The organism is Devosia neptuniae, assembly GCF_025452235.1.
In the GTDB taxonomy this organism is placed as follows: domain Bacteria; phylum Pseudomonadota; class Alphaproteobacteria; order Rhizobiales; family Devosiaceae; genus Devosia.
This window is the reverse complement of record NZ_CP104965.1, coordinates 2587337-2603975: the sequence shown is the minus strand read 5'-3', so window position 1 is coordinate 2603975 and position 16639 is coordinate 2587337. Positions and strand designations below refer to the sequence as shown.

The following is a 16639-nucleotide window of genomic DNA, read 5'->3' as shown; positions in this document are numbered from 1 at the left end:
TCATGACCGATATGCTCTCCACCACCCAGCCATCCGACGAACGCACTCGGCTGATCCGCGCCAGCCTCGCCCGGCGCCATCTCAGCGAAGCGATCTTTCGCGGGCTTGGCCTGGCCGCCATCATTCTCGCGCTGGGCTTCGTTGCCCTGCTCTTCACCGATATCGTGCGCAAAGGCATTCCGGCCTTTACGCAGTCCAATCTGCACCTGTCGGTCACCTTCGATCCCGCCGTGATCGACGTCGATCCGGCGCCTGTGCGCACTGCGGACCAGTCGGAGGCCGATTTCCGTGCCGCCAGCCTCAAATGGCAGCGCGATGTCGCCATGCTGAACTGGAACAAGGTGATCGAGGCCTCGCTGCGTGCCGCCGCACCTGCCGGTTTCGATATCGACACCCGCCAGCTCCTGACCATTGCTGAAACCGACGCCCGCCACCGCGTCCGCGAGCTCTTCGTCAACGACCCCAGCCTGCTCGGCCAGACCGTCCAGGTCGACGTGCTTGCCTCCGCCAATGCCGACAACTGGATCAAGGGCAATATCAACCGCGACCTGGGCGACGCCCAGCAACAGCTCGCCGCTCCCGCCCGCGCCCTGATCGACCAGTTCGAGGCCAATGGCACCATCACCTCGGGCTTTGCCTGGTCGATCTTCACCAATGTGGATAGCCGCGCCGCTCCCGCCAGCGCCGGCCTGCTCGGCGCCTTTGTCGGCACCCTCTGGATGATGATGGTCGTCATCCTGTTGGCCGTCCCGATCGGGGTGGCGTCAGCCATCTATCTTGAGGAATTCGCGCCCAAATCGCGCCTCACCGACCTGATCGAGGTCAATATCAACAATCTGGCTGCCGTGCCCTCCATCGTCTTCGGTCTGCTCGGCGCCGCTGTGTTCATCAATTACATGCACCTGCCCATCTCCGCCCCCATCGTCGGCGGCCTGGTGCTGACCCTGATGACCCTGCCCACCATCATCATCGCCACCCGCGGCGCCCTGCTCGGCGTCTCCCCGGCTCTGCGCCAGGCGGCGCTCGGCATGGGTGCCAGTAAGACGCAGATGGTGTTCCACCATGTGCTGCCGGTCACCTTCCCCTCGATCCTGACCGCCACCATCCTTGGCGTTGCCCATGCTCTGGGCGAAACCGCTCCACTCCTGTTGATCGGCATGAAGGCATTCGTCGCCGCCGTGCCGGCTACCCCGCTCGACCAGGCCACCGCCCTGCCGGTCCAGATCTATCTCTGGCAGGGCAACGAAAACCGCAATTTCTTCGAACCCCGCACCGCCGCGGCGATCATGGTACTGCTCCTCGTCATGATCATGCTCAACGGCGTCGCCATCTATCTTCGCTCGAAGCTCGAAAAGCGCGCTTAACATCGAAGGAAGTGAAAATGGACATGCTCGCCGGCAAGGTTAAGATGACCCACCAGACCGTGAAATCCACCATGAACCCTACTGACGCTCTCGAACGCCCAATCCGCCTGCACACCAAGGATGTCACCGTCCATTACGGTGCCAAGCAGGCCCTGCACGGCATTTCGATCGATATCCCCGACCGCGCCGTCACCTCCTTCATCGGCCCCTCGGGCTGCGGCAAGTCGACCTTCCTGCGCTGCATCAACCGCATGAACGACACTATCGAAGGCGCCAAGGTCGGCGGCCTGATCGAGCTGGATGGCGAGAACATCTACGATCCGTCCCTCGACGTGGTGGAACTGCGCGCCCGCATCGGCATGGTGTTCCAGAAGCCCAATCCCTTCCCCAAATCGATCTATGAAAACGTCGCCTACGGCCCCAAGATTCATGGCCTGGCCCGTTCCAAGACCGATCTGGACGAAATCGTCGTGTCGTCCCTGCGCAAGGCGGGCCTGTTCGAAGAGGTAAAGGACCGCCTCAATGAACCCGGCACCGGCCTCTCCGGTGGCCAGCAGCAGCGCCTCTGCATTGCCCGCGCCATTGCCGTCAGCCCCGAAGTCATCCTGATGGACGAGCCCTGCTCGGCCCTCGATCCGATCGCCACGGCCATCATCGAGGAACTGATCGACGAATTGCGCGAGAACTACACCATCGTCATCGTCACCCATTCCATGCAGCAGGCGGCCCGCGTCAGCCAGCGCACGGCATTCTTCCATCTGGGCAATCTGATCGAGGAAGGCGTCACCGAAGACATCTTCACCAACCCGATCAACAAGCAGACCCAGGATTACATCATGGGCCGTATCGGCTGATCCAAACCCGGACCAAGAGAGACATTGCTATGCCCACTTCCGGCCCCGAACACATCGTCTCCTCCTATAATGACGAGCTCGTCGCCCTGGCCCAGTCGATCGCCGAAATGGGCGGTCAGGTCGAGGTCGCCATCGAAAATGGCACCAAGTCCCTGCTCCGCCTTGATCGCGAACTGGCAGACCTGACCATCATTGCCGATCAGCGCATCGACGACATGCAGCGCAAGATCGACGACATGGCCGTCTCCATGATCGCCCGCCGCCAGCCCATGGCCTCCGATCTGCGCTCGATCATCACCGCCATCCATGTGGCCTCCGATCTCGAACGCGTCGGCGACATGGCCAAGCAATTGGCCCGCCGCTCGCTCAAGCTCGAAGGCCTCAACCTGCAGCCGACCTTCTATAATGGCGTCAAGAACATGACCAATCTGGTCCTGCGCCAGATCAAGGATGCGCTGGATTCCTATTCGAGCCGCGACTCCGCCGGGGCCATCGAAGTGTGCAATCGCGATGACGAGGTGGACGCTATGTACACCTCCCTGTTCCGCGAATTGCTCACCTATATGATGGAAGATCCGCGCAATATCACGCCCTGCACCCATCTGCTGTTCTGCGCCAAGAGCCTGGAACGCATCGGGGACCACGCCACCAATATCGCAGAACGCGCCTATTATCTGCAGACCGGCAAGCAGCTCACATCCGAAGTGGTGGAGCTGCACCGCACCCAGATCAAGGCCTGATCCATGCCTGCAACCATTCTCGTCGTCGAGGACGAAGGCGATATCGCCATCCTCCTGCGCTATAATCTCGAGGCCGAAGGCTTCCGCGTCGTCACCGCGGAAACCGGAGACGAAGCCCAAAGCCAGATTCACGAAAAGCTGCCCGACCTCATCCTGCTCGATTGGATGCTGCCGGAAATCTCGGGGATCGAACTCTGCCGGCGCCTCCGCGCCCGCGAAGAAACCTCGCGCATCCCCATCATCATGCTCACCGCCCGCGGTGAGGAAGAAGAGCGCGTGCGGGGCCTCTCGACCGGCGCCGACGACTATATCGTCAAGCCCTTCTCGGTGCCCGAGCTGATCGCCCGCATCCACGCTCTGCTGCGTCGCGCCAATCCAAATCTCGTCACCGCTGCCCTGCGCGTCGGCGATCTCGAGCTCGACCGCACCACCCACCGCGTGCGCCGCGCCAATCGCGACGTGCATCTGGGCCCCACCGAATACCGCCTGCTCGAATATCTCATGCGCCATCCCGGCCGGGTCTATTCGCGCGAACAGCTGCTCGATGGCGTCTGGGGCAATGACGTCTATGTCGATGAACGCACGGTCGACGTGCATATCGGCCGCCTCCGCCGCGCCATCAATCGCGGCCGCGAATCTGACCCCATCCGCACCGTCCGCGGCGCCGGCTACGCCTTCGACGAACGCTTCGCCCAAGTCGCCTAGACCCAAGCAGAACGTTGCTACGAAATCCCCGCGAAAGCGGGGATTTTCGTTTTAAAAGCAGGAAGAGCAACATCCTGCCCCTCCCCACCCTATCTCCACCCCCACAGTGTCATTCCCGCGAAAGCGGGAACCTCTGTTTTCTCAACCCAACATCCCGAAACGGCGGTTCCCGCTTCCGCGGGAATGACACCGTGGGTCGAACAAATACCTGACCCTTGGCTCCATCGCCTCCCTCCCCCTTGTGGGGAGGGACCGAGGGTGGGGGTGCTGAAGTTTCAACCAATGCCGAGCATTGGGAAGTCCCAGCCCCGACCTCAACCAGATCGCGGTCCCATCCCCCTCCCACCCACCAAACCGCATGCTACCATCCGGCGTCTCTCCCCCCGAGTCGCGCCACCCATGCCCACCTCCACGCCCCGGCAGCTCAATCCGCTGCACCTGCTGATTGCCTTCGGCACCGGGGGCCTGCTCACCCTGATGGTGTTTTTCAACGGCGAGCTGGGCCATTACGGCAACCCGCTCTTTGCCTCCTGGGCCGCCCACGGCACCGGCACCGTAGCCGCCATCCTCTTCCTCGCTTTGCTCTATCGCCGCCGCCCGGCAGCCGAGCCGCAGCCCAAACCAGCCGCCCCGTTTTGGGCCTATCTCGGCGGCATTTCCGGCGCTCTGACGGTCATGTTGACCTCCACCACGGTCAATTCCCCGCTGGCGCTCTCGGGCACGCTGGCACTCGGCCTTGCCGGCCAAGTCGTCTTCAGCCTCGCCGCCGACCGCTGGGGTCTGTTCGGCCTGCCCAAGCGCCGCCTCGAATTGCGCGACCTCGCCGCCGTCCTCCTGATCCTGGCCGGTAGCGCCCTGATCATCCTTGTCGGCATGGGAGGTCGCCCATGATCACCCCCATCCTCTATGCCGTCCTCGCGGGCCTCCTTGTCGGCCTCAGCCGCCAGCTCAACGGCCGCCTCGCCCTCTCCGGCTCGCCCCTGATCGCTTCGTTCTGGAACCATCTTGTCGGCTTTATCGCGCTCACCGCCCTGGGCCTCGCCATCGGCGGCCTCATCCCCGCCGGCGCCGCCACCGCCCCCTGGCACGCCTATATCGGCGGCCCCATCGGCGTCGTCTTCGTCGCCTCCGGCAGCTGGCTCATCCCGCGCATCGGCGCCGTCAACACCGCCCTGCTCGTCATCGGCGGCCAAATGGTCTCCGGCGTGGTGCTCGACCTCGCCCGCGGCACCCCCTCCATCCTCTGGGCCAGCGCCCTAGGCGTGGTGCTCATTCTGGGCGGCATGGCCCTGACACAGCGGCGGCGATAGCAGCAACGTCAGCGACGGTGTTACTCCGGGCGCTTTCAAGAATGCGGTGTCATTCCCGCGAAAGCGGGAACCTCCGTTGACCAGGTTTCCAGGCAAACAGAGGTCCCCGCTTTCGCGGGGATGACACCGTGGGTAATTGTTGGTTCGGGGCACTATCCCGCCCCACCCACCAGGCGCACCCTCCCCTCGACGGGGAGGGAAGGGAGGGGTGACGAGAGCCCAATCCATCCGCTCTATCGCCTCCCTCCCCCTTGAGGGGAGGGATAGAGGGTGGGGGTGCTGAGGCTTCCACAAATATCGAGTGTTTGGTGGCCGCAGCACCCCCACACCCCCATCTATCCCTCTTATCCCCCTTCCCCAAAACCTCCCGCATACTCCCTCCATCTTCCGGGATACGGGCGGCGCTGCAGCGACGAGCGTCCGGAAGCCAGCCGGGGGAGTGGAGGTCGCGCTCCGCTCCGGGTCGAGCGGACGAGGCAATCGGGCGGGAGCTACGGCAAACGCTGGGGCCTGCGATCGCGCCGTCCGACAAAGTCCCGGCACCCCGGGGCGACGTCCGTCTCATTCTAAAACTCATCACGAGGCGAATGCCGTCTCGGGGTCCGTCCGCCTCTTCGATAACCGCACCAGGCGGCGCTTCCGCACGCACAAAAAAGGACCCCGCAAAAGCGGGGCCCCAAACATGCAACAAGACGCCTATCGATCAACCAGCAGCGGTATAAGCCGTCTTCACCACGGTGAAGAACTCCGCCGCATACTTGCCCTGCTCGCGCGGGCCATAGCTCGAACCCTTGCGGCCACCGAACGGCACGTGGAAATCCACACCGGCCGTCGGCACATTGACCATCACCATGCCGGCCTCGGCATTGCGCTTGAAATGCGTCGCATATTTCAGCGACGTCGTGACGATACCGGCGCTGAGACCAAATTCGGTGTCATTGGCCGTCGCCAGCGCTTCCTCGTAATCCTTGACGCGGATGACCGAAGCCACGGGCCCAAAGATTTCCTCTCTGGAGATGCGCATGGAATTGGTCGCCTCGGTGAACAGCGTGGGCTGCAGGAAATAGCCCTCGGTGTCTTTCTTGACCAGTTCGCCGCCGGCCACCAGCTTGGCGCCCTCGGCCTTGCCGATGGCGATATAGTCCGTGTCCTGCTTGAGCTGGCTGGGATCAACCACCGGCCCGATTTCCGTATTCTTGTCCAGCGCATCGCCCACCCGCAGGTTGCGCACCCGCTCGGCCAGTGCCTCGACAAACTTGTCGTGAATGCCCTCGGTGACGATGACGCGCGACGATGCCGTGCAACGCTGGCCGGTCGAGAAGAACGCGCTCTGCGCCACGCTCTCGACAGCGACCTTGAGGTCCGCATCGTCCAGCACCACGGTCGGGTTCTTGCCGCCCATTTCCAGCTGGAACTTGCGGTTGAAACCAATCGAGGCGGCGGCAACGCGCTTGCCCGTGCCCACCGAGCCGGTGAAGGAAATCGCGGTCACGTCCTTGCTGTCCAGCATGGTTTGGCCCACGACCGAGCCCTTGCCCATCACCAGATTGACCACACCCTTGGGCAGGCCATTGCGCACCAGAATGTCGACAATGGCCCAGGTCGAGCCGGGCACCAGATCGGCCGGCTTGATCACCACGGTATTGCCATAGGCCAAGGCCGGCGCCAGCTTCCAGGTCGGAATGGCGATCGGGAAATTCCACGGCGTGATGATGCCGACCACGCCAATCGGCTCGCGGGTGATTTCGACGCCCACACCGGGACGCACGCTGGGCAGCACTTCGCCAGCCAGGCGCAGCACTTCACCAGCGAAAAAGTCAAAAATCTGCGCGGCGCGGGTCACTTCGCCAATGCCTTCTGGCAGGGTCTTGCCCTCTTCGCGGCTCAGCAGCTCGCCCAGCTCCTGCTTGCGGGCGATGATTTCCTGGCTCGTCTTGGACAGGATAGCATGGCGCTCAAGAATGCCCGAGCGCGACCAGGCCGGGAACGCAGCCTTGGCGGCAGCGATCGCCTGAGTGGTTTCTTCGGCCGTCGCGCGGGCATAGAGCCCCACCACATCGGCCGTATTGGACGGGTTGATGTTCTCGACGCCATCCGAGCCGATCCATTCCCCGTCGATGAGGTTCTTGTGCAATTGGGTCATGTCATGTGCCTTTCGGGGGAGAGATCAGAGAAGATTTGCCTTGGCCAGGTCGCGCAGCAAATGACTGCTGCCATAGGTCCAGGGCGGACATTTGGTGGAGAGGTTCACCCTGTTAGATAGGGTGCCCAACGAGGATGTCGAGATCGAGACCACGTCGCCGATTTTGTGGGTAAAACCCTTGCCGGCGCCGCCACGGTCCTGCACCGGCGCAAACATGGTGCCCAGATACAGCACCAGCCCATCGGGATATTGATGATGCCCGCCGATGGTGGCAGCCACCAGGGATTCCGGCGTGCGCGAAATCTGGCTCATCGAGGAATGCCCATCGAGCACAAAGCCATCTTCGCCCTCGACCCGCAGCGCAATCTCGGCCTGCTTGATAGTCTCAAGCGTAAACTCACCATCGAACAGCCGCACGAACGGCCCCAGCGACGCCGAAGCATTATTGTCCTTGGCCTTGCCCAGCAGCAGCGCAGAGCGGCCTTCGACATCGCGCAGATTGACGTCATTGCCCAGCGTCGCGCCGATGATTTCGCCCTTGCTGGTCACCAGCAGCGCCACTTCCGGCTCGGGATTGTTCCAGCTCGAAATCGGATGCAGGCCCACTTCGGCGCCATAGCCCACCGAACTCATCGGCTGGCCCTTGGTGAAAATCTCGGCGTCCGGCCCGATCCCCACTTCGAGATACTGGCTCCACACGCCCTTTTCGATCAGCGCCGCCTTGACCTTGGCCGCCGTCTCCGAGCCCGGCACCAATTCGCTGAGATCGGTGCCGATCAGCTCCAGGATTTCGCCCCGCAGCGCATCGGCCCGCGACTTATCCCCCCGGGCCTGTTCCTCGATTACTCTTTCGAGCAACGACACCACAAAGGTCACGCCAGAGGCTTTGATCGCTTGCAGATCGATGGGAGACAGCAATACGGGAAGGGACGCATCAGGCGCAGTAGCCGCGCTATTGGCCATGATGGCCTCGACGCTGCCCAGCACCTGCCCGGTCTGGCTGCGCACATAGTCGGCGGCACTACCAGCTTCGGCAATATCGCGCACCGTCGCCCGGCCCGCGCTGGTGATATCCACCAATTGGTCGCCGCGCACCGTCACGATCCTGGGGTGGTCATGCCCGGCAATCCGGGCCCGGCCGACAAGCACCCCATCCGGATAAAGCCTCACGTCCACTCTCCCAAAAAATATCAGCTGAGTGAGTACAAGCCCGTTCCGCGGGGCGCAAGTGCGGCACGGCTAAAGTCATACTTTTTGCTGAGCGTTTCCAGCAAAAGCGGCCACGGTTTTGCGTTTCGGAAAACGCGCCGACAGGCGATGAACCGATTTCCACATGCGCGTTCAACTTGCGTTCATGCGTGCCGCAATACTGACGCAATAGATGGGGATTGCTCCATCGCCACATTATGGAGTGCCCCATGCGTCGCCTTGCTCTTCTCGCCCCCCTCGCCCTCGTTGCCGGTTTCGCCATGCCTGCCTATGCCGGCTCGATCTCGATTGAGGGCCGTGGTGAAGTCACCGCCGCGCCTGACACCGCCTATATCAATTCGGGCGTCACCACCCAGGGCGCCACTGCCCGCGAAGCGCTGGACCTGAATACCAAGGCCATGACCGACCTGATCGCCGCGCTCAAGGAATCCGGCATCGAAGCCCGCGATATCCAGACTTCGGGCTTCTCGGTCAATCCGAACTATGTCTATTCCGACGCCCGCGACGAAAACGGCTATTCCATGCCGCCCAAGATCCAGGGCTACCAGGTGTCCAACACCGTCACCGTCGTGGTGCGCAAGCTCGATACCCTGGGCTCCATTCTCGACAAGTCGGTGACCATCGGCGCCAACACCATCAATGGCGTCAGCTTCGCCGTGGCCGATCCGTCCGCGCTTTATAACGAAGCCCGCAAGGCCGCTTTTGCCGATGCTCGCACCAAGGCCGAGCTTTATGCCGATGTCGCCGGCAGCGCCCTTGAAGAAATCAACTCGATTAGCGAGTCGCAGGGCTTCAATCAGCCCCAGCCCGCTCCTATGTACGCCAAGGCTGATGTCCAGGCCGGCGCACCGGTTCCGGTTGAATCGGGTGAGCTGAGCTTTACCATCAACGTGTCCGTGCAGTGGGAACTGGCCGACACCACGAAATAACCTAACCCTTTCCCCTCTCTTGCAGGGGGCTTGGGCGGTGGGGGCGGCCCCGTAGTCACCCGCCCCCACCAACCCTAATTTTTGGCCTATTGGACACCGATAGCGCCACAAGAACGGAGCGGCCCCTCCCCCTATCAGGGGGAGGCTAGGAGGGGGTAACGGGCCTACCCGCTCACCACCGTCCAAACCATATTCAGCCCGACCGCCACCAGAAACGCCGCGAACACATATTTCAGCGTCTTCTGGTCCAGCCGATGCGCCAGCGCCGCCCCAACCGGCGCAAACAAAGCCGCCAGCACCGCCACCAGCAGCAACGCCACCAGGTTCACATAACCCAGGCTCAGCGGCGGCAGGCCGGCAACACCCCAGCCCGAAATCACAAAGCCGATCGTTCCCGAAATGGCGATCGCCACCCCGATGCCCGCCGACGTGCCCACCGCGGCATGCATGTTCGACCCAAACGCCACCAGCGTCGGCACGGTCAGCGAGCCCCCGCCAATGCCCATCAGCGCCGAGATATACCCCACCACAAAAGCCGAGATACGATGCGTCAACGACGAGCCATGCAGATGGCCCATCAGCCTGGTCTGAAACCCGGAAACGATATTGGCCGCAATCACAAAGGCCATCACCGCAAAGACGATGCGCAGCACATCGCCCGAAAACCACCCCGCCATCAGCCCGCCGATCAGCGTGCCAGCCACGATGAACGGCGCCCACAGCCGCAGCACCTCATGTCCAGCGCCCCGCGCTTGAAATGCGCCCTCGCGCTCATGAACCCCGTGGGAATGATGATCGCCAACGAGGTGCCCACGGCCACATGCTGCACCACATCGCTATCATAGCCCAACACCGTCAGCGCGGTGGCCAGCGCCGGAACGATAATGGCGCCCCCACCAATCCCCAACAGTCCCGCCGCTATGCCCGACGCCACCCCCGTTACCAGCAGCCCGAGCACAAAGGGCCAATAGCTGGCCATAGCCGCCCAATCCATCAAGCATCCCCGATAATATGCAACACCACTTCGCGCCGATGCGGCCGCCTGCGGTGCTCGAACAGATACAGCCCCTGCCAGGTGCCAAACACCGGCTCGCCCTCGGCCACCGGAATGCCAATGGACGTCTGCGTCAGCGCTGCCTTGATATGGGCCGGCATATCGTCCGGCCCCTCGGCATTGTGCACCAGCCAGTCCATACCCTCGGGCACCAGGCGGGCAAAGAAGCCGTTCAGATCGGTCTGCACATCGCTGTCGGCATTTTCCTGGATCAGCAGCGAGCATGACGTGTGCCTGACATAAACGGTCAGCAGCCCCGTCGCGACGCCAGCCCCGCTGACAAAGTCCCGCACGGCATGGCTGATCTCATAGAGCCCCTGGCCCCGCGTCTCGATGGTCGTGGTTTCGATGGCTTGGTGCATGTTAAGTCCGGGACTAGCACGAAGACCGCATCATGGCCAACCACACCCGCCCAAATCATGCCATGATCTGCCGGGCACCTGTCGGGACGCAATTGTGGGAACGTATGCGCAAACCGCCGCGTTCTGGGCATTCCCGGGGAGGGGAACGGTATCGAGCGCCCGCTGTGAGCCATTCACACAGCGTTCAGAATGAACAGTGATGCTGGTGTCAAACGTCCACCCGATCAGTCGACGACAAGAAGGATAACAACAATGCGCCTCAGAAATTGGCTCCTGACCGGCTCAAGCTTGACGCTGCTCACCGCAGTGCCGCTTGCCGTTTTCGCCCAGGACGCGCCGCAACTGCCGCAGCAATGCGTCGACGCGGGCTTCACCACCATCGAGGAATGCATCGCCGCCCAGCCGGCCGCGCCCGCTGAAGCCGCGCCTGAGCCCGAGGCCGCACCAGAGCCAGCCCCGGCGCCCGAGCCTGCCCCGGCTCCAGAACCCGCACCCGAGCCCGAACCGGCTCCGCCGCCAGAACCCGCGCCCGCGCCAGAACCCGCACCACAGCCAGAGCCTGCTCCCGAAGCAGCCCCAGCCCCTGAAGTTGCGCCTGAGCCGGCGCCAGAACAGCCCGCACCGGCCCCCGAGCCCGCGGCCGAGCAGCCCGCGCCTGCTCCGGAGGCCGCGCCCGAACCAGCCCCTGCACCGGAGCCTGCTCCCGTCGAGCAGCCCGCTGCAGAGCCTGCTCCCGCCGAGCAGCCGGCGGCCGAACCCGCACCCGCCGAAGAACCAGCGCCAGCCCCGGTTGAAGCTCCCGTCCCTGCCGAGCAGCCTGCTCCCGCAGAAGCACCTGCGGAAACCCCGGCCGAACAACCAGCTCCGGTCGAAGCCCCCGCTCCTGCCGAGCAGCCTGCGCCGGAACAGCCCGCAGCTCAGGTCGATATCTCGGCCGATCTGCGCGCCCAGGTCGATATCTACAACGCCGCCGTTGCCGACCTGATGTCGGGTGGCGACGCCGCTGCGGCCCAGGCTCAGATCGATGGCGCCCGCAGCCAGATCGCTGCGCTCTGCGCCCAGGCTGGCAATAGCGATGTCGATGCGTGCCTGGCCACCTATGGCCTGTCCCTGCCTGCCGTGCCCGGCATCCAGCCTGCAGCACCGGCCGAGCAGCCCACCGCCCCGGCGGAACAGCCTGCGGTCAATCCGGCTCAGCCCCCCGCAGCCGAAACCCTGCCGGCCGAGCCCACCGAGGTCATCGAAACCCTGCCCGAGGGCATCACCCAGGAGCAGATTGCCCCGGTGCTCGATAGTGCCAAGGATGTCGAAGCCGCCCCGGCCGTAGAAGGCCAGCCCGCGGTCGAAGTCCAGCCAGTTCCGGAAACGCCCCCGGCCCCTCCTCCGGTTGACGACGCTGCCGCTCAGGCCGCCTTCGAAGTTCCCGAGGAAGCCGCTCTGCGCTCCGCCGTTCAGGAAGAAGGCCAGAAGGTCGAAATCCAGGCGCTGGAACCCCAGCAGGTGCCGCAGAACGTTACGATCATCAACCAGACCAACGTGACCAACAACATCGTCAACAACAATACGACGGTGAACAACACCACCAACAACACGCAGAACAACACGGTCATCAACCAGCAGAACAATACGCAGAACAACACCGTCATCCAGCAGGCCGGTTTCGGCGATGCCCTGACCCAGGTTATTCTGCAGATTGGCACCCAGCTGATCGTCAACACCCCCGGCCAGGACACGGATCGCTTCTATGATCCGGGTGCTGACGAGGTGTTCTACGAACAGCTGAGCCGCGGCCGTACTCGCGAAACTGTCACACGTCCCGATGGCAGCCAGATCGTCACTGTCCGCAACCGCAATGGCGATATCCTGCGCCGGTCGCGCTTCACCCCGGATGGCCGCGAATATGTGTTGGCCTATTTCGATGACCGCTATGACGATCAGCTGCTCGAATGGCGCGATCCGGGCCTCGATCTGCCCCCGCTCCGGCTCAATATCCCGGTGCAGGATTACGTGCTCGATTCCCGCTATGCCGACGAGGAACAGGTTGAAGTCTTCTTCCGCCAGCCGCCGGTCGAGCAGGTCGCCCGCCTCTATTCGATCGACGAGGTCAAGCGCTCCTCCCGTGTCCGTGACAGCGTGCGCAAGCTCGAAGTGGGTGGCCTGACCTTCGATACCGGTGCCGCCACCATCAGCCGCGACCAGGTCGGTGCCCTCTCCAACGTCGCCAATGGCATGTTACAGTTGCTCGCCGCCAATCCGGGTGAAACCTTCCTCATCGAAGGCCACACCGACGCGGTGGGTTCGGAAATCTCCAACCTGCAGCTCTCCGATCTGCGTGCAGCAACCGTGGCCCGCATCCTGACCGACTTCTACGGCGTGCCGCCGGAAAACCTGGCCACCCAGGGCTATGGCGAACGCTACCTCAAGATCCGCACCGAGCGTGCGGAGCGGGAGAACCGCCGCGTCACCATCCGCCGCATCACCCCGCTGATCACCGTTGCCAACAATTAGGCGCCGCCACAGCAAACACGGAGGCCGGGCACCAGCCCGGCCTTTTTTGTTACCACCTTGCCAGCGTCCCAAAATTCGCTATGGCTTCCCCGCCCATCGGAGCGCGACATGAAGCAGCTGGAACTCTTCCTCGAAAACATCATCCTGGCATCACGCTGGCTGCTGGTGATCTTCTATATCGGCCTCGGTCTGGCGCTGGCACTCTATGCCGTCACCTTTGCCGCCAAGCTCTGGGACTTCGCGTCCCACATGATGGGCATGGACGAGACCGAAACCATCCTCAAGGTCCTCAGCCTGATCGACGCGGCGCTGATCGCCAGCCTCGTCGTCATGGTGATCATTTCCGGCTACGAGAACTACGTCTCCCGCTTCGATGATGGCGGCGACGTGCACTGGCTCGGCCAGATCGATTCCGGCTCCCTCAAGATCAAGGTCGCCTCCACCATCGTGGCGATCTCCTCGATCCACCTGCTGCAGATCTTCCTCAACGTGCCGCAATACACCACCCAGAACATCATGTGGTACACCATCATCCACCTGGTCTTCGTGTTCTCGGCCCTGTTCCTGGCGCTGATCGACCGCATCTCGAAAAAGCCGGCCGGCAAGGAAAAATCGCCAGATTTGTGAAAAATAACTGACCAAGCGCGCTGAAAACTGTGCTCCGTCCGAATTTTTCTGATTACCAAACCCCTTGAATCGCCAGCACTATTCCGTCCGCCTCGCGGCTCGGAATAGCGTGATCACGCAAATGGGAACGAAAACAAAAAGCCCGCGTTTCATTGGTACGGTGAAACAAAGGAGCGAACTCATGGCTAACCCTGACCGCGATACCGTTTATACCAACGATGGCAACCGTACCGTTTATACGCGCGAGAGCAGCGGAACGGGCTGGTTCGTTGGCATCATCGTCGCCCTTGCGCTGCTGGCTATCGGCTACTTGGTCTTCTCGGCCAATTCGGGCCCGTCGACCCCAGCCGGTACCGCACCGACAACTGAAACCACGGCTCCCGCCCCCATGACGGAAGCACCCGCCGCCCCGGCCACAACTCCGGCACCGACTGATGCCGCCCCTGCGGCCGAACCGGCGACTCCGGCTCCTGCTGCCGAACCGGCCACTCCGGCCCCGGCAACTGATCCGGCAACGCCTGCCCCGGCGATGTAATAGTAATTGCTCTCATGCCCTCGGCCCTCCCTCCGATGGCATAAAAAAGGCCCCGGCACGTCCGGGGCCTTTCCCTTGCGCCTTGCGAGGGCCGCATTCGATGCCCATCTCCGTCCCCGAGACACCAACAAGGGAACGCCAATGTTCAACATCGATCAGATCGTCAAAGCCCTCCAGACCGACAAGAACACCCAGCGCACCGCCATAACGGGTGCCGCGGGCTTGGCTGCCGGCATGCTGCTCAGCGGCGGGGGGCTGGGCAAGCTGGCCGGCAATGCCGTCAAGATCGGCGCCGTAGCAGCCGTTGGCGGCCTCGCCTACAAGGCTTGGCAGAACTACCAGCAAAACCAGCCCGGCGCCGCGCCCGCCCAACAGCCGTCGCAGGATGCCTTCATTCCCGCTCCGACCGACCAGAATGCCCAGGAAGAACTCGGCAAATCCCTGGTGCGCGCCATGATCGCCGCCGCCAAGGCCGATGGCCGCATCGATGCCGATGAAAAGGAAGCCATCTTCACCAAGCTCGAAGGCATGTCCCTCAGCGCCGAGGAAAAGGCGTGGGTCTTCGACGAACTCTCCAGCCCCCTCGACATCAACGCCGTCGCTGCCCGCGCCGACACACCCGAGCACGCTACCGAAATCTACGCAGCCTCCCTCATCGCCATCACGGCCGACACCGCCGCCGAGCGCGCCTATCTCGATGCCCTGGCCAGCAAACTCAAGCTCGCTCCCGCCCTCGTCGCCGAAATCCACAAAGCCGCCGGCGAAAAAGACCCCGAACCCGTCCAGACCCCCGCATCGCCCTGGGCCTACACTCCGTCCGGCAGCAACGTCTAAGTCACAACCACCGCACTTACCCTCCCCCTTTGTGGGAGAGGGTAAGCGCCAGCCTTTCTTCCTTTTGGAAGCCCCCACGGACCGATCGACAGTCAGCTCAGGCTGAGTCGAAAATGGCGTTGTTCGAGAACCGGAGCGGAGCGTACTTAAGTACGTGAGCACGGGACGCGCAGAACATTGCCATTTGCAGGCTAGCCTCAGCTGAATGGCGATTGGTCCGCGCAGTTACACCCATGTGCGTTCTTGATCCCGCTACAACGGCAGGCCATGTGTGCTCCAACACAGGAGGCCATCATGGAACTCGGACTCTATTCCTTCGCCGAAAACACCCCCGACCCGCTCAATGGCGGCCGTCTGCAAAGTCCCGCCGAGCGCCTCAAGGACCTGCTTGAGGAAATCGAACTAGCCGACCAGCTCGGTCTGTCCTTCTACGGCCTGGGCGAACACCACCGCCCCGATTACACCGCCTCGGCCCCCGTCACCATCCTGGCCGCTGCTGCCGCCCGCACCAAGTCGATCCGCCTCTCCACCGCCGTAACGGTGCTGAGTTCGGAAGACCCGATCCGCGTCTACCAGCAATTCGCCACGCTCGATAATCTGAGCAATGGCCGCGCCGAGATCATGGCGGGCCGCGGCTCGTTCATCGAGAGCTTCCCGCTGTTTGGGCTCGACCTCAACGATTACGACGCGCTGTTCGAGGAAAAACTCGAAATGCTGCTCAAGATCCGCGAAGGCGGCAAGGTCACCTGGCCGGGCAGCGCCCACACCAAACCCATTCCCGGCATCGCCATCTATCCCGTGCCGGTCCAGCAACCGCTCCCGCTCTGGATCGCCGTCGGCGGCACGCCCAATTCGGTGGCCCGCGCCGCCTATTATGGCCTGCCCCTAATGATCGCCATCATCGGCGGCCAGCCGCGCCAGTTCGCCCCCTTGGTGGACTTCTATCGCGAAACCGCCGAAAAAACCGGCCGCGACCCCAAATCCCTGCCCGTCGGCATCAGCTCGCACGGCTTCATCGCCGCTGATAGCCAGGACGCCCGTGACATCGCCTTCCCCGCCCACAGCGAAGCCATGAGCCGCATCGGCAAGGAACGCGGCTGGCCGCCCACCACCCGCGCCCAGTTCGACGCTGGCGCCACCCCCAACGGCGCCTATTTCATGGGCTCGCCCCAGGAAGTCATCGACAAGATCCTGATGCAGCACGAATGGTTCAAACACGACCGCTTCGGCCTGCAATTCAGCGTCGGCACCCTGCCTCATGACAAGGTCATGAAAGCGATTGAGCTGTATGGGACCATCGTGAAGCCGGCAGTGGACAAGGCGCTGGGCAAGAGCTGAACCGACATTCGGAGGGCCCGATCTGCCCCCCTTTGCGGGGGAGTGTTCATCTTGGACTCGTACCACCCACGATGTCATTCCCGCGAAAGCGGGAACCTCTGTTTGCTTAGGCCCGCATCCCGGAACG

15 protein-coding genes and 1 pseudogene are annotated in these 16639 nt (G+C 63.2%); 12 read left to right on the top strand and 4 right to left on the bottom strand.

Annotated features, from left to right (window positions below; genetic code table 11):
- Positions 1-2: 2 nt before the first annotated feature.
- The 6 genes from pstA to N8A98_RS15585 all read left to right on the top strand — a co-directional run bounded on the left by pstA (position 3) and on the right by N8A98_RS15585 (position 4973).
- Complete coding sequence (gene pstA / locus N8A98_RS15610) at positions 3-1364, top strand: phosphate ABC transporter permease PstA (RefSeq protein ID WP_262166625.1); 1362 nt, start codon at positions 3-5, stop codon at positions 1362-1364.
- Positions 1365-1435: 71 nt separating this feature from the next.
- Complete coding sequence (gene pstB / locus N8A98_RS15605) at positions 1436-2218, top strand: phosphate ABC transporter ATP-binding protein PstB (RefSeq protein ID WP_262172017.1); 783 nt, start codon at positions 1436-1438, stop codon at positions 2216-2218.
- 29 nt (positions 2219-2247) lie between these two features.
- Positions 2248-2958: a phosphate signaling complex protein PhoU gene (gene phoU / locus N8A98_RS15600; RefSeq protein WP_113121879.1), complete on the top strand. Its 711-nt coding sequence runs from the start codon at positions 2248-2250 to the stop codon at positions 2956-2958.
- A 3-nt stretch (positions 2959-2961) separates the two neighbouring features.
- Positions 2962-3663: a phosphate regulon transcriptional regulator PhoB gene (gene phoB / locus N8A98_RS15595; RefSeq protein WP_113121880.1), complete on the top strand. Its 702-nt coding sequence runs from the start codon at positions 2962-2964 to the stop codon at positions 3661-3663.
- A 399-nt stretch (positions 3664-4062) separates the two neighbouring features.
- On the top strand, positions 4063-4554 hold the full coding sequence (locus N8A98_RS15590; protein ID WP_262166622.1) for a DMT family transporter: 492 nt from the start codon (positions 4063-4065) through the stop codon (positions 4552-4554).
- Complete coding sequence (locus N8A98_RS15585; RefSeq protein WP_262166621.1) at positions 4551-4973, top strand: DMT family transporter; 423 nt, start codon at positions 4551-4553, stop codon at positions 4971-4973. The genes N8A98_RS15590 and N8A98_RS15585 overlap by 4 nt, the downstream gene beginning before the upstream one ends.
- Positions 4974-5676: 703 nt before the next feature.
- On the opposite strand, the gene N8A98_RS15580 is transcribed toward N8A98_RS15585, so the two are convergent.
- Together N8A98_RS15580 and N8A98_RS15575 are read right to left on the bottom strand one after the other, a co-directional pair.
- Positions 5677-7116, bottom strand: coding sequence for an aldehyde dehydrogenase family protein (locus tag N8A98_RS15580; RefSeq protein ID WP_262166619.1), 1440 nt, complete (start codon positions 7114-7116; stop codon positions 5677-5679).
- Between the two features lie 24 nt (positions 7117-7140).
- Entirely contained in the window at positions 7141-8286 is a 1146-nt protein-coding gene (locus N8A98_RS15575; protein WP_262166617.1) for a fumarylacetoacetate hydrolase family protein, read from the bottom strand.
- 248 nt (positions 8287-8534) lie between these two features.
- Here N8A98_RS15575 and N8A98_RS15570 point away from each other — a divergent pair, with 248 nt between their 5' ends.
- On the top strand, positions 8535-9254 hold the full coding sequence (locus tag N8A98_RS15570) for an SIMPL domain-containing protein (RefSeq protein WP_162740438.1): 720 nt from the start codon (positions 8535-8537) through the stop codon (positions 9252-9254).
- A gap of 164 nt (positions 9255-9418) precedes the next feature.
- On the opposite strand, the pseudogene N8A98_RS15565 reads toward N8A98_RS15570, so the two are convergent.
- Together N8A98_RS15565 and N8A98_RS15560 are read right to left on the bottom strand one after the other, a co-directional pair.
- Positions 9419-10233 (bottom strand): annotated as a pseudogene (locus tag N8A98_RS15565) (sulfite exporter TauE/SafE family protein).
- 14 nt (positions 10234-10247) lie between these two features.
- Complete coding sequence (locus N8A98_RS15560) at positions 10248-10670, bottom strand: secondary thiamine-phosphate synthase enzyme YjbQ (RefSeq protein WP_262166615.1); 423 nt, start codon at positions 10668-10670, stop codon at positions 10248-10250.
- A 252-nt stretch (positions 10671-10922) separates the two neighbouring features.
- Here N8A98_RS15560 and N8A98_RS15555 point away from each other — a divergent pair, with 252 nt between their 5' ends.
- The 5 genes from N8A98_RS15555 to N8A98_RS15535 all read left to right on the top strand — a co-directional run bounded on the left by N8A98_RS15555 (position 10923) and on the right by N8A98_RS15535 (position 16512).
- Positions 10923-13178, top strand: coding sequence for an OmpA family protein (locus N8A98_RS15555; protein ID WP_262166614.1), 2256 nt, complete (start codon positions 10923-10925; stop codon positions 13176-13178).
- Between the two features lie 108 nt (positions 13179-13286).
- Positions 13287-13805, top strand: coding sequence for a TIGR00645 family protein (locus N8A98_RS15550; RefSeq protein ID WP_262166612.1), 519 nt, complete (start codon positions 13287-13289; stop codon positions 13803-13805).
- A 181-nt stretch (positions 13806-13986) separates the two neighbouring features.
- Positions 13987-14340: a hypothetical protein gene (locus tag N8A98_RS15545; protein WP_262166611.1), complete on the top strand. Its 354-nt coding sequence runs from the start codon at positions 13987-13989 to the stop codon at positions 14338-14340.
- Between the two features lie 141 nt (positions 14341-14481).
- A complete protein-coding gene (locus tag N8A98_RS15540) occupies positions 14482-15174 on the top strand; it encodes a tellurite resistance TerB family protein (protein WP_262166609.1) in 693 nt (230 codons plus the stop codon).
- 294 nt (positions 15175-15468) lie between these two features.
- A complete protein-coding gene (locus tag N8A98_RS15535; protein WP_262166608.1) occupies positions 15469-16512 on the top strand; it encodes an LLM class flavin-dependent oxidoreductase in 1044 nt (347 codons plus the stop codon).
- The last annotated feature ends 127 nt before the right edge of the window (positions 16513-16639 follow it).